Annotated in this window: 12 protein-coding genes; all 12 read left to right on the forward strand. The window is 60.3% G+C overall.

Annotated elements, in window-relative coordinates; all coding sequences use genetic code 11:
• Positions 1-124 precede the first annotated feature (124 nt).
• The 12 genes from D8U73_RS00850 to D8U73_RS00905 all read left to right on the forward strand — a co-directional run bounded on the left by D8U73_RS00850 (position 125) and on the right by D8U73_RS00905 (position 12,789).
• The gene (locus D8U73_RS00850; RefSeq protein WP_056853027.1) at positions 125-1,600 is read left to right on the forward strand and encodes a sigma-54 dependent transcriptional regulator; all 1,476 of its coding nucleotides are present in this window, start codon (positions 125-127) and stop codon (positions 1,598-1,600) included.
• Positions 1,601-1,729: 129 nt separating this feature from the next.
• On the forward strand, positions 1,730-2,935 hold the full coding sequence (locus tag D8U73_RS00855) for an ATP-binding protein (protein WP_162250570.1): 1,206 nt from the start codon (positions 1,730-1,732) through the stop codon (positions 2,933-2,935).
• 5 nt (positions 2,936-2,940) lie between these two features.
• On the forward strand, positions 2,941-4,332 hold the full coding sequence (locus tag D8U73_RS00860) for a sigma-54 dependent transcriptional regulator (protein ID WP_130903475.1): 1,392 nt from the start codon (positions 2,941-2,943) through the stop codon (positions 4,330-4,332).
• Positions 4,333-4,439: 107 nt separating this feature from the next.
• Positions 4,440-4,769 (forward strand): flagellar hook-basal body complex protein FliE, encoded by a 330-nt coding sequence (gene fliE / locus D8U73_RS00865; RefSeq protein ID WP_056853024.1) that lies wholly within the window; start codon positions 4,440-4,442, stop codon positions 4,767-4,769.
• 15 nt (positions 4,770-4,784) lie between these two features.
• On the forward strand, positions 4,785-6,572 hold the full coding sequence (fliF, locus tag D8U73_RS00870; RefSeq protein WP_056853023.1) for a flagellar basal-body MS-ring/collar protein FliF: 1,788 nt from the start codon (positions 4,785-4,787) through the stop codon (positions 6,570-6,572).
• Positions 6,565-7,584 (forward strand): flagellar motor switch protein FliG, encoded by a 1,020-nt coding sequence (fliG, locus tag D8U73_RS00875; RefSeq protein WP_056853022.1) that lies wholly within the window; start codon positions 6,565-6,567, stop codon positions 7,582-7,584. Before fliF ends, fliG begins: the two co-directional genes overlap by 8 nt.
• A 4-nt stretch (positions 7,585-7,588) precedes the next feature.
• A complete protein-coding gene (gene fliH / locus D8U73_RS00880) occupies positions 7,589-8,386 on the forward strand; it encodes a flagellar assembly protein FliH (RefSeq protein WP_130903476.1) in 798 nt (265 codons plus the stop codon).
• Entirely contained in the window at positions 8,376-9,734 is a 1,359-nt protein-coding gene (fliI, locus tag D8U73_RS00885; protein WP_056853020.1) for a flagellar protein export ATPase FliI, read from the forward strand. Before fliH ends, fliI begins: the two co-directional genes overlap by 11 nt.
• Positions 9,735-9,740: 6 nt before the next feature.
• A complete protein-coding gene (fliJ, locus tag D8U73_RS00890) occupies positions 9,741-10,190 on the forward strand; it encodes a flagellar export protein FliJ (protein WP_056853019.1) in 450 nt (149 codons plus the stop codon).
• Positions 10,191-10,396: 206 nt separating this feature from the next.
• Positions 10,397-10,696, forward strand: coding sequence for an STAS domain-containing protein (locus tag D8U73_RS00895; protein WP_056853018.1), 300 nt, complete (start codon positions 10,397-10,399; stop codon positions 10,694-10,696).
• Positions 10,697-10,701: 5 nt separating this feature from the next.
• Positions 10,702-12,408: a fused response regulator/phosphatase gene (locus tag D8U73_RS00900; protein ID WP_130903477.1), complete on the forward strand. Its 1,707-nt coding sequence runs from the start codon at positions 10,702-10,704 to the stop codon at positions 12,406-12,408.
• A 30-nt stretch (positions 12,409-12,438) separates the two neighbouring features.
• Positions 12,439-12,789: an Hpt domain-containing protein gene (locus D8U73_RS00905; protein WP_130903478.1), complete on the forward strand. Its 351-nt coding sequence runs from the start codon at positions 12,439-12,441 to the stop codon at positions 12,787-12,789.
• The last annotated feature ends 13 nt before the right edge of the window (positions 12,790-12,802 follow it).

Here is a 12,802-nt window from a genome sequence, read left to right on the forward strand (position 1 = left end):
ACGGATTTTTGACTTAACTAGTGGCTGTTCCAGATTTCAGTCGTCTTCAGGCATATCAGGCCTGCAAGCGTTTAGCTTGCCCCAGCATTTTGGGCATTGAGTTGACTAGGGAAGTTGCTATTGCATGTGGCGTGAAACCAAAATTCTGCTGATTGATGACGATAGCGTCCGCCGCCGCGACCTGGCGGTGATTTTAAATTTTCTCGGTGAAGAAAATTTACCCTGCGGAAGCCATGACTGGCAGCAGGCTGTCGGCTCTTTGTCGTCTAGTCGAGAAGTAATCTGTGTCCTCATCGGGACGGTCAATGCTCCTGGTGCACTTTTGGGCTTGCTAAAGACACTCTCGACCTGGGATGAGTTCCTTCCGGTTTTGTTAATGGGCGATAATTCTTCCATTGACTTGCCTGAAGACCAGCGTCGCCGGGTGCTTTCGACTCTCGAAATGCCACCGAGCTACAGCAAATTGCTCGATTCGTTGCACCGTGCCCAGGTCTATCGCGAGATGTACGACCAGGCCCGCGAGCGCGGTCGTCATCGCGAACCCAATCTTTTCCGTAGTCTTGTCGGCACCAGCCGGGCGATTCAGCACGTCCGCCAGATGATGCAGCAAGTCGCCGACACCGATGCCAGCGTGCTGATCCTCGGTGAGTCCGGTACCGGCAAGGAAGTGGTCGCGCGCAACCTGCATTACCATTCCAAGCGCCGCGAAGCGCCGTTCGTGCCAGTCAACTGCGGGGCTATTCCTGCCGAGCTGCTCGAGAGCGAATTGTTCGGCCACGAGAAGGGCGCCTTCACCGGCGCGATCACCAGCCGCGCCGGGCGTTTTGAACTGGCCAACGGCGGTACCCTGTTCCTCGATGAAATCGGCGACATGCCGCTGCCGATGCAGGTCAAATTGCTGCGCGTGTTGCAGGAGCGCACCTTCGAGCGCGTGGGCAGCAACAAGACCCAGAGCGTCGACGTGCGCATCATTGCGGCGACCCACAAGAATCTCGAAAGCATGATCGAGATCGGCACTTTCCGCGAAGATTTGTACTATCGCCTGAATGTGTTCCCGATCGAGATGGCGCCCTTGCGCGAGCGCGTCGAAGATATTCCGCTGTTGATGAACGAGCTGATCTCGCGCATGGAGCACGAGAAGCGTGGTTCGATTCGCTTCAACTCCGCCGCCATCATGTCCCTGTGCCGTCATGGTTGGCCGGGCAACGTCCGTGAGTTGGCGAACCTGGTGGAGCGCATGGCGATCATGCACCCGTACGGGGTAATCGGCGTGGTCGAGTTGCCGAAGAAATTCCGCTACGTCGACGACGAAGACGAGCAGATGGTCGACACCCTGCGCAGTGATCTCGAAGAGCGCGTGGCGATCAACGGCCATACCCCGGACTTCACCGCCGGTGCCATGCTGCCGCCGGAAGGCCTGGACCTTAAGGACTACCTGGGTGGCCTGGAGCAGGGCTTGATTCAACAGGCGCTCGACGATGCCAACGGCATTGTGGCGCGTGCTGCCGAACGCCTGCGTATCCGACGCACCACGCTCGTGGAGAAGATGCGCAAGTACGGCATGAGCCGTCGTGACGGAGATGAACAGGCGGATGATTGACGCCTGTTTTTCAAGTCATTCATTTATAGGCGGTTTTTTTTTAGGCACGGGTATTGCTACATCCCTCGCAACGTTCCGTTTAACTGACGGTCAGCACAGCGAGAGAGCACGATGCCCCAAGCCGCCCAGATGTCTCATGGCCCTGATGCCCTGGGGCAATCATCGTCCGTAGAACAGGCCAGCCGGCTTGGCCTCGAGCAGGCTTTCGCACTGTTCAACCAGATGTCGAGTCAATTGACCGACTCCTACAGCATGCTTGAAGCGCGGGTCACCGAGCTCAAGGGCGAACTGGCGGTCGTCAGTGCCCAGCGCATGCAGGAGCTGGCGGAAAAAGAACGCCTGGCCAACCGTCTGCAAAACCTTCTCGATCTGTTGCCCGGTGGTGTCATCGTCATCGACGCTCAGGGTGTGGTGCGTGAGGCCAACCCGACGGCCTGCGAGCTGCTCGGCCTGCCGCTCGAGGGTGAGTTGTGGCGTCATGTCATTGCGCGCTGCTTTGCGCCGCGAAAAGACGATGGTCACGAAGTCTCTTTGAAGGATGGTCGACGCCTGTCGATTGCCACGCGTTCGCTGGACGCTGAGCCCGGTCAATTGGTGTTGCTCAACGACCTGACTGAAACCCGTCATCTGCAAGATCAACTGGCTCGACACGAGCGGCTGTCCTCCCTGGGGCGCATGGTTGCCTCGCTGGCCCATCAGATTCGTACGCCCTTGTCCGCTGCATTGCTCTACGCCAGTCATTTGACCGAGCAAGCGTTGCCCGTCGAGACTCAGCAGCGTTTCGCCGGGCGGCTCAAGGAGCGTTTGCACGAGTTGGAGCATCAGGTACGCGACATGCTGGTGTTCGCGCGCGGCGAGTTGCCGTTGACCGACCGCGTCACGCCGAAGCAATTGATGCAATCGTTACAAGCGGCGGCGCTGCCCCACGTGCAGGATCTGCCGATCCGCTGGCAGTGCGACAGTCATGCCGGTGATCTGCTGTGCAATCGCGACACCCTGGTCGGTGCGCTTCTCAACCTTATCGAAAACGCCATTCAAGCCAGCGCCGGTGACGTGCGCTTGAAGGTGCATCTGTATGCCCGGGACAACCATTTGCGCGTGTGTGTCAGCGACAGCGGCAGTGGCATCGAAGGCACCGTGCTGGCGCGTCTGGGTGAGCCATTTTTCACGACCAAAGCCACCGGCACCGGTCTCGGCCTGACCGTGGTCAAGGCGGTTGCCCGTGCTCATCAGGGAGAATTGCAGCTGCGTTCGCGAATCGGTCGCGGCACGTGTGCGCAGGTAGTCCTGCCGCTTTTTGTCAGCGATAAAAGCAGCGCTCAGGGAGCGGAGTGAAGGTCATGGGTATCAAGGTTCTGCTGGTCGAAGATGACCGCGCGCTGCGTGAAGCGTTGGCCGATACGCTCTTGCTCGCCGGGCATGATTACAAAGCCGTCGGTTCGGCGGAAGAAGCCCTGGCGGCGGTCGAAACCGAGGCGTTCAACCTGGTCATCAGTGACGTCAACATGCCGGGCATGGACGGGCATCAACTGCTTGGCCTGCTGCGCGCGCGACAACCGCAACTGCCGGTGTTGCTGATGACGGCGCACGGTGCGGTGGAGCGGGCGGTCGATGCAATGCGCCAGGGTGCGGCCGATTATCTGGTCAAGCCGTTCGAGGCCAGGGCATTGCTCGATCTGGTATCGCGCCATGCGTTGGGCAATCTTGGCGCCAGCGACAACGAAGGGCCGGTGGCTTTCGAGCCGGCCAGTGCGCAACTCCTGGAATTGGCCGCACGTGTAGCACGCAGCGATTCCACAGTGTTGATCTCGGGTGAGTCCGGCACCGGAAAGGAGGTGTTGGCGCGCTACATCCATCAGCACTCGCACCGCGCCAGTCAGCCATTCATTGCGATCAACTGCGCGGCGATTCCCGACAACATGCTCGAAGCCACGCTGTTTGGTCACGAGAAGGGCTCGTTCACTGGCGCCATCGCGGCCCAGGCCGGCAAGTTCGAGCAGGCCGACGGCGGGACCATCCTGCTCGACGAAATCTCCGAAATGCCCCTGGGGCTGCAAGCCAAGTTGTTGCGTGTGCTGCAAGAGCGCGAAGTCGAGCGGGTCGGTGCGCGCAAGCCGATCACGCTGGATATTCGCGTGGTCGCCACCACCAACCGGGATCTGGCCGGGGAAGTGGCGGCGGGGCGCTTCCGTGAGGACCTCTATTATCGTCTGTCGGTGTTCCCGCTGGCATGGCGGCCGCTGCGGGAGCGTACCGCCGATATTCTGCCGCTGGCCGAGCGGCTGCTGGCCAAGCACGTCAACAAAATGAAGCATGCCGCGGCGAGGCTGTCGCCCGAGGCGCAGGCGTGCCTGATCGCCTACCCGTGGCCGGGCAATGTGCGCGAACTGGATAACGCGATTCAACGCGCATTGATCCTGCAACAGGGCGGCATGATTCAGCCTCAGGATTTCTGTCTGGCAGGGCCGGTGGCTTGCGCGCCGTTGCCGGCATTGGTGCCGCTGTCGACGCCGCTGCGCACGGTGGAAGTTGACGCCGAGTCTGCCGGGGCGTTGGGCGATGACCTGCGACGTCGCGAGTTCCAGATGATCATCGACACCTTGCGCACCGAGCGCGGCCGCCGCAAGGAAGCTGCCGAGCGTCTGGGCATCAGCCCGCGCACCTTGCGCTACAAGCTGGCGCAGATGCGGGATGCCGGAATGGACGTCGAGGCGTATCTGTTCGCCACCTGACCCGCTCTTGCAGAGGGGCTGGCTGGAAAGCTGGCACCCTTGTTGCTAACACCTCATTACCCGCCGAGTGAGTGTCAAAAAATTGCGGGCCGCCAAAGAGAGAAATCATGAGCCAAGGTATTGAATTCAATCGGTTGATGCTGGATATGCGCGCCATGCAAATGGATGCCATGTCTGCGCCTAAATCGACTGCCGCCGTCCCTGAACTGAATGGCAGCAGCTTTTCCGACATGCTCGGTCAGGCCGTCAATAAAGTGAACGACACCCAACAGGCTTCCTCTCAGTTGGCCAGCGCCTTCGAGATCGGCAAGAGCGGCGTCGATCTGACGGACGTGATGATTTCCTCGCAGAAGGCCAGCGTGTCTTTCCAGGCATTGACCCAAGTACGTAACAAGCTGGTTCAGGCTTACCAAGACATCATGCAGATGCCGGTTTAAGGACGAGATTGAGTCATGGCAGAAGCAGTCGCCGATAATGTTCCGGCCAAGGCCACTCCAGTAGACGGCAAACCGCCGCTGTTCGGGTTGTCCTTCCTGGAAAACCTCTCCGAGATGACCATGCTGCGTCAGGTGGGCCTGTTGGTCGGCCTGGCTGCGAGCGTGGCGATTGGTTTTGCCGTGGTGTTGTGGTCCCAGCAGCCGGACTACCGTCCGTTGTACGGCAGCCTGGCCGGTATGGACGCCAAGCAAGTCATGGACACCCTGGCCGCCGCCGACATTGCCTACACCGTCGAACCGAACTCCGGCGCCTTGCTGGTCAAGGCTGAAGACCTGTCCCGTGCGCGGCTCAAGCTCGCCGGCGCTGGTGTCACTCCCAGCGATGGCAACATCGGTTTTGAAATTCTCGATAAAGAGCAGGGCCTGGGCACCAGCCAGTTCATGGAAGCGACCCGTTATCGTCGTGGCCTCGAAGGTGAACTGGCCCGGACCATTTCCAGCCTGAACAACGTCAAGGGTGCCCGCGTGCACCTGGCGATTCCGAAAAGCTCGGTGTTTGTGCGCGATGAACGCAAGCCGAGTGCGTCGGTACTGGTTGAACTGTATTCCGGCCGCTCGCTGGAGCCGGGCCAGGTGGTGGCCATCGTCAATCTGGTGGCGACCAGCGTTCCCGAGCTGAGCAAGTCGCAGATCACCGTTGTTGACCAAAAGGGCAACCTGCTCTCCGATCAGGCGGAAAACTCCGAACTGACCATGGCCGGCAAGCAATTCGATTACAGCCGCCGCATGGAAAGCATGCTCACCCAGCGTGTGCACAACATCCTGCAACCGGTGCTGGGCAACGATCGCTATAAAGCCGAAGTCTCGGCCGATGTGGACTTCAGTGCCGTCGAGTCGACTTCCGAGCAGTTCAACCCCGATCAACCGGCGTTGCGCAGCGAGCAGTCGGTCAACGAACAACGTACCGCCAGCAATGGTCCGCAAGGTGTCCCCGGTGCATTGAGCAACCAGCCACCCGCGCCGGCCTCCGCCCCGCAAACCACCGCTGGCGCCGCGCCTGCTGCCGGGATGGTCCAGCCAGGCCAGCCGCTGATCGATGCCAACGGCCAGCAAATCATGGACCCGGCCACCGGCCAGCCGATGCTGGCGCCATACCCGGCTGACAAGCGTCAACAATCCACCAAGAACTTCGAACTCGACCGTTCCATCAGCCATACCAAGCAGCAACAGGGTCGTCTGAATCGCCTGTCGGTGTCGGTGGTGGTGGATGACCAGGTCAAGGTCAACCCGGCCAACGGTGAAACCACCCGCGCACCGTGGACCGCCGACGAATTGGCGCGCTTCACCCGTTTGGTCCAGGACGCGGTCGGTTTCGATGCCAGCCGTGGTGACAGCGTCAGTGTGATCAACATGCCGTTCTCTGCCGATCGCGGCGAAGTGATCGCCGACATTCCGTTCTATTCCCAGCCTTGGTTCTGGGACATCGTCAAGCAAGTGCTGGGTGTCCTGTTCATTCTGGTGCTGGTGTTCGGCGTACTGCGCCCGGTGCTCAACAACATCACCGGTGGTGGCAAGGGCAAGCAGCTGGCCGGTATCGGCAGCGATGTCGAGTTGGGTGGCATGGGTGGTCTGGACGGCGAACTGGCCAACGACCGTGTCAGCCTTGGCGGCCCGCAAAGCATCTTGCTGCCTAGCCCGAGCGAAGGCTATGACGCACAGTTGAACGCAATCAAGAGTCTGGTGGCAGAAGATCCGGGTCGTGTGGCCCAGGTCGTGAAAGAGTGGATTAACGCAGATGAGTGATAACCGAGCCGTTGCCGCCAAGCTGACCAAGGTCGACAAAGCCGCGATTCTGCTGCTGTCCCTTGGCTCTACCGATGCCGCCCAGGTGTTGCGCCACATGGGGCCCAAAGAGGTCCAGCGTGTGGGCGTGGCCATGGCGCAGATGGGGAACGTTCACCGTGAGCAGGTCGAGCAGGTGATGAGCGAGTTCGTCGACATCGTCGGCGACCAGACCAGCCTGGGCGTCGGCTCCGACGACTACGTGCGCAAAATGCTCACCCAGGCCTTGGGCGAAGACAAGGCCAACGGCCTGATCGACCGCATTCTGTTGGGTGGCAACACCAGTGGCCTCGACAGCCTGAAGTGGATGGAACCCCGCGCCGTCGCCGACGTTATTCGTTACGAGCACCCGCAGATCCAGGCGATCGTGGTGGCGTATCTCGACCCGGACCAGGCCGGTGAAGTGCTCGGCAACTTCGACCACAAGGTGCGTCTGGACATCATTCTGCGGGTTTCCTCGCTGAACACCGTGCAGCCAGCGGCCCTGAAAGAACTCAACCAGATTCTCGAGAAGCAGTTCTCCGGCAACTCCAACGCTTCGCGAACCACCCTGGGTGGCATCAAGCGTGCGGCGGACATCATGAACTTCCTCGACAGTTCGATCGAAGGCCAGCTCATGGACTCGATCCGCGAAGTCGACGAAGACCTGTCCGGTCAGATCGAAGACCTCATGTTCGTGTTCAACAACCTGGCCGATGTCGACGACCGCGGTATCCAGGCATTGCTGCGCGAAGTGTCTTCCGATGTGCTGGTCCTGGCGCTCAAGGGCTCGGACGAAGGCGTCAAAGAGAAAATCTTCAAGAACATGTCCAAGCGTGCCGCCGAACTGTTGCGCGACGACCTCGAAGCCAAAGGCCCGGTGCGTGTCAGCGATGTGGAAACCGCGCAGAAAGAAATCCTCACCATCGCCCGCCGAATGGCCGAAGCCGGAGAAATCGTTCTCGGTGGCAAGGGCGGCGAGGAAATGATTTAAGCCCATGGCCAAGCATGATGATTTACCCACTGACCTGATCCGGGCCGGGGATGTCAGTGGTTTCGATACCTGGGCGCTGCCCAGCTTCGACCCGCCAGCCCCCGAGCCTGAACCGGAGCCGGAACCCGAGCCGCCGGAAATGGAAGAAGTGCCGCTGGAGGAAGTCCAGCCACTGACCCTCGAAGAACTCGAAAGCATTCGCCAGGAAGCCTATAACGAAGGCTTCGCGGTGGGTGAAAAAGAAGGTTTCCATAGCACCACCCTCAAGGTCCGCCAGGAAGCCGAACAGGCATTGGCGCCAAAGATCGCCGGGCTGGAGCAACTGATGGCGCATCTGTTCGAGCCGATCGCCGAACAGGACACCCAGATTGAAAAGTCCTTGGTCGATCTGGTGCAGCACATCACCAAACAAGTGATTCAGCGCGAACTGGCCATTGACTCGACGCAGATCGAACACGTCATGCGCGAGGCGCTCAAGTTGTTGCCGCTGGGCGTGGGCAACGTGCGGCTGTACATCAATCCGCAGGATTTCGAACAGGTCAAAGCCCTGCGCGAACGCCATGAAGAAACCTGGCGCATTGTCGAAGACGAATCGCTGTTGCCGGGCGGCTGTCGGGTCGAGACCGAGCACAGTCGTATTGACGCCACGGTGGAAACCCGGGTCAAACAGGTCATGGACAAATTGTTCGATCAGCTCCACGAGCAGGCACTGCACCCAGCTGCGCCGGACGTGAGCCTTGAGCTGCCGGTCGAAAACAAGCCCGCAGTCGCAGCCGATGCGGATCTCCCCGATGCGCCTTGAACGGACCAGTTTCGCCAAGCGTCTGAGCAGCTATGCAGAGGCCACGGAACTGGCTGGCGCACCGATTCTTGAAGGCCGCTTGCTGCGTATGGTCGGCCTCACCCTTGAGGCCGAAGGCTTGCGCGCGGCGATGGGCAGTCGTTGCATGGTCATCAATGACGACAGCTACCATCCGGTGCAGGTCGAAGCCGAAGTCATGGGCTTCTCCGGCAGCAAGGTCTTCCTGATGCCGGTCGGCAGCGTCGCCGGTATTGCACCCGGTGCCCGCGTCGTTCCTTTGTCCGACACGGGTCGCTTGCCGATGGGCATGAGCATGCTTGGCCGTGTACTCGATGGCGCCGGTCGTGCACTGGATGGCAAGGGCGGGATGAAGGCCGAAGACTGGGTGCCGATGGACGGCCCGACCATCAACCCGCTCAAACGCGAACCGATCAGCGAGCCGCTGGATGTAGGCATTCGTTGCATCAACGGCATGCTGACGGTCGGTCGCGGCCAGCGCCTCGGTCTGTTCGCCGGTACCGGCGTCGGTAAATCCGTGCTGTTGGGCATGATGACCCGCTTCACCGAGGCCGACATCATCGTCGTCGGGCTGATCGGCGAGCGGGGTCGTGAAGTTAAAGAGTTCATCGAGCACATCCTCGGTGAAGAAGGGCTCAAGCGTTCGGTGGTGGTGGCGTCCCCGGCGGACGATGCACCGCTGATGCGTCTGCGCGCCGCCATGTACTGCACACGAATCGCCGAATATTTTCGTGACAAGGGCAAGAACGTCCTGTTGCTGATGGATTCGCTGACCCGTTTCGCCCAGGCCCAGCGGGAAATCGCCCTGGCCATCGGCGAGCCACCTGCGACCAAGGGTTATCCGCCTTCAGTGTTCGCCAAGTTGCCGAAACTGGTGGAACGAGCGGGTAATGCCGAGAAGGGCGGCGGTTCGATCACAGCGTTCTACACCGTGCTGTCCGAAGGCGATGACCAGCAGGACCCGATTGCCGACTCGGCGCGGGGCGTGCTCGACGGGCACATCGTGCTGTCCCGGCGCTTGGCCGAGGAGGGGCATTACCCGGCCATCGATATCGAGGCGTCCATCAGCCGGGTAATGCCGGCGGTGGTGTCACCGGAACACATGACCCGTGCGCAGTATTTCAAGCAATTGTGGTCGCGTTATCAGCAAAGTCGCGACTTGATCAGCGTCGGCGCATACGTCGCCGGTGGTGACCGCGAGACCGACCTGGCGATCTCCCTGCAACCGCAACTGGTCAAGTACTTGCGCCAGGGTCTCAACGACAGCATCAGCCTGGGCGAAAGCGAAGCGTATCTCGCCTCGATCTTCGCGCCCGCGGCGGGCGGCTAACCGGCCATGGCCCAGACTCGGGCAGGGCGCCTGGCCCCCGTGGTGGAAATGGCCGAGAAGGCCGAAAAAACCGCGGTCCAGCGCTTGGGGCACTTTCAAGGGCAAGTGCGGCTGGCCGAAAGTAAACTCGCCGACCTTGAAGCCTTTCGTCTCGACTATCAGGAACAGTGGATCGTGCGCGGCAGTAGCGGCGTGTCGGGCCAATGGCTGCTCGGGTATCAGGGGTTTCTGGCGCAATTGGGCACGGCCATCGATCAGCAGCGGCAAAGCCTGGCCTGGCACCAGAACAACCTGAACAAGGCACGGGACACCTGGCAACAGGCGTTTGCCCGGGTCGAAGGTTTGCGCAAACTGGTGCAGCGGTATGCCGATGAAGCGCGGGCCATCGAGGACAAGCGCGAACAGAAACTGCTGGATGAATTATCGCAGCGCTTGCCACGGCAGGATCAGTATTGAATCAGGCTGACCGCGTTATCGTTCATCGCGGGCAAGCCATGCTCCTACGGGATTGTTGCGATCTTGTAAGCTTCATGAAACCTGTAGGAGCATGGCTTGCCCGCGATAGCGATCCGACGGCCGTCACAACGCCTTGCCTTGCCCCAACCTCTACCAAATGCTAAACCTTGTACAAGCAGGTTCACCAATGACAAGGAAGCCATGACATGTCAGTTGTTACAGAAGTATCCCCCGACGGCCAGAAGCTGACGATATCGGTCAAGGGAAGGTTCGATTTCGCCAAGCATCAAGAGTTTCGTGAGTCCTACGAACACAAAGATCTTGGAGCGGTTGTAGTCGACCTGAAAGAAGCGACCTATCTCGACAGCTCTGCGCTGGGCATGTTGCTGCTGTTGCGTGATCACGCTGGCGGTGAAAACTCCGATATCCGCGTGGTCAACAGCAGTTCGGATGTGAGGAAAATCCTCGCCATCTCCAACTTCGACAAACTGTTCGACATCAGTTGACCGCCGTGCACGCTGCACTGGAATCATTGACGATCCTCATCGCCGAAGACAGCGCGGCCGATCGCATGCTGCTATCGAGTATTGTCCGCCGTCAGGGCCACGAAGTACTGACGGCAGCCAACGGTGCCGAAGCGGTCGAGGCGTTTCGCCAGAATCGTCCGCAACTGGTGTTGATGGACGCGATGATGCCGGTGATGGACGGCTTCGAGGCAGCACAGCAGATCAAGGCACTGGCCGGGGAAACCCTGGTGCCGATCATCTTCCTGACCTCGCTTTCCGAAAGTGAAGCGCTCGCCCGCTGCCTGGAGGCCGGGGGCGACGATTTTTTGGCAAAACCCTACAACCAGGTGATCCTCGCCGCCAAAATCAAGGCGATGGATCGCTTGCGGCGGCTGCAAGCGACCGTGTTGCAACAGCGTGACCAGATTGCCCGGCACCACGATTATCTGCTCAACGAGCAGCGGGTGGCCAAGGCCGTGTTCGACAAGGTGGCCCATTCCGGTTGCTTGAACGCTGCCAATATCCGCTACCTGCAATCGCCTTACGCACTGTTCAACGGTGACTTGTTGCTGGCCGCGTACACACCGGCGGGCGACATGCATGTGCTGCTCGGTGACTTCACCGGCCATGGTTTGCCCGCCGCGGTAGGGGCCATGCCGCTGGCGGAAGTTTTCTACGGGATGACGGCCAAGGGTTACGGCTTGTCGGAAACCCTGCGCGAGATGAACGCCAAGCTCAAACGCATCTTGCCGGTGGACATGTTCTGTTGCGCAACGATGCTGTGTCTGAGTTTTCAGAGCCGTTCGGTGGAAGTATGGAACGGCGGCATGCCCGACGGTTATCTGCACAGCATCGCCACGGGTGAACGCACGCCGTTGTCGGCTCGGCACTTGCCGTTGGGCGTGCTGAGCGCGCAAACATTCGATGACAGCACGCAAGTGTTTCCGATGGCGGAGGGTGACCGGGTTTTCCTCTTGTCCGACGGGGTGATCGATACCTGCGATGCCAACGATCAGTTGTTCGGGGTGGAGCGCCTGCAACGGGTTTTTTCGGACAATCGTGAACCGGATGCGCTGTTCGAGGAAATCGGCCAGGCGCTGCGCGACTTTGGCGGTGAGACCCGCGACGATGTCAGTATGGTTGAAATCAGCTTGCTTGAGACTTCGCCGCTGATTGCGCCGACCCCGGTGTATTCCGACAGCGGTCAGTCGTGCCCGCTGGACTGGTCAGTGAGTTTCGAATTTCGCGCCGCGACCCTCAAGCGCTTCAATCCACTGCCGTTCCTCCTGCAATTACTGCTTGAGGTCCATGGTCTACGGACGCAGAGCGGGGCGCTCTACAGTGTGTTGGCCGAGTTGTATTCCAATGCGCTCGAGCATGGTGTCCTGGGTCTGGACTCAAGCCTCAAGCGCGATGTTTCGGGGTTCACCCGTTATTATCAACAGCGCAACACACGCCTGGACGAGCTGCAGGACGGCCACGTACGGGTGCATCTGCAGGTCACGCCGCAGGGTGAAGGTGGTTGTCTGGTGATCCGCGTCGAGGACAGCGGCAAAGGGTTTGACGTCGCGCGGGTGCTGGATCGCCCGGTTGATCCTGTCCGTCTGTCGGGACGTGGTGTGAGTCTGATCCGTCAGTTGGGGCGTAACGCCAGTTGGTCCGACGATGGTCGAAGTGCCCGCGTGGAGTTTTTCTGGGAGGCTCTGGCATAATCCACGCATTCTTGATCAAGGAGTGAGCAAGTGGCTGACACACATCTTGACCCGGGCGCGCTGAGCGCGTTGCGGGAAGTCATGGAGGATGGGTTTTCGACATTGGTCGATACCTTCCTCGCTGACTGCGAAGTACGCCTGCAATTGTTGCGACAGGCAGATACGGCCACGCAAGTAATCGAGGCTGCCCACAGCTTCAAAGGCAGCAGCAGCAACATGGGCGCTGTGCGGCTCGCCGAGTTGTGTGGTCAGCTTGAGCGGATGGCCAGTGCGTTCCCGACTGCCGAAATTGGCCAATTGATCACCGACATCGATGGCGAGTTCGCCATCGTTCGTCCTCTCTATGAATTTGAACGACAGCGTTCCCCGGCGGCGAGCTGAGTCGTTTGGCGCC

Origin of the sequence: Pseudomonas sp. Sample_22 (genome assembly GCF_004307635.1) — a bacterium.
Classification (GTDB): Bacteria; Pseudomonadota; Gammaproteobacteria; order Pseudomonadales; family Pseudomonadaceae; genus Aquipseudomonas.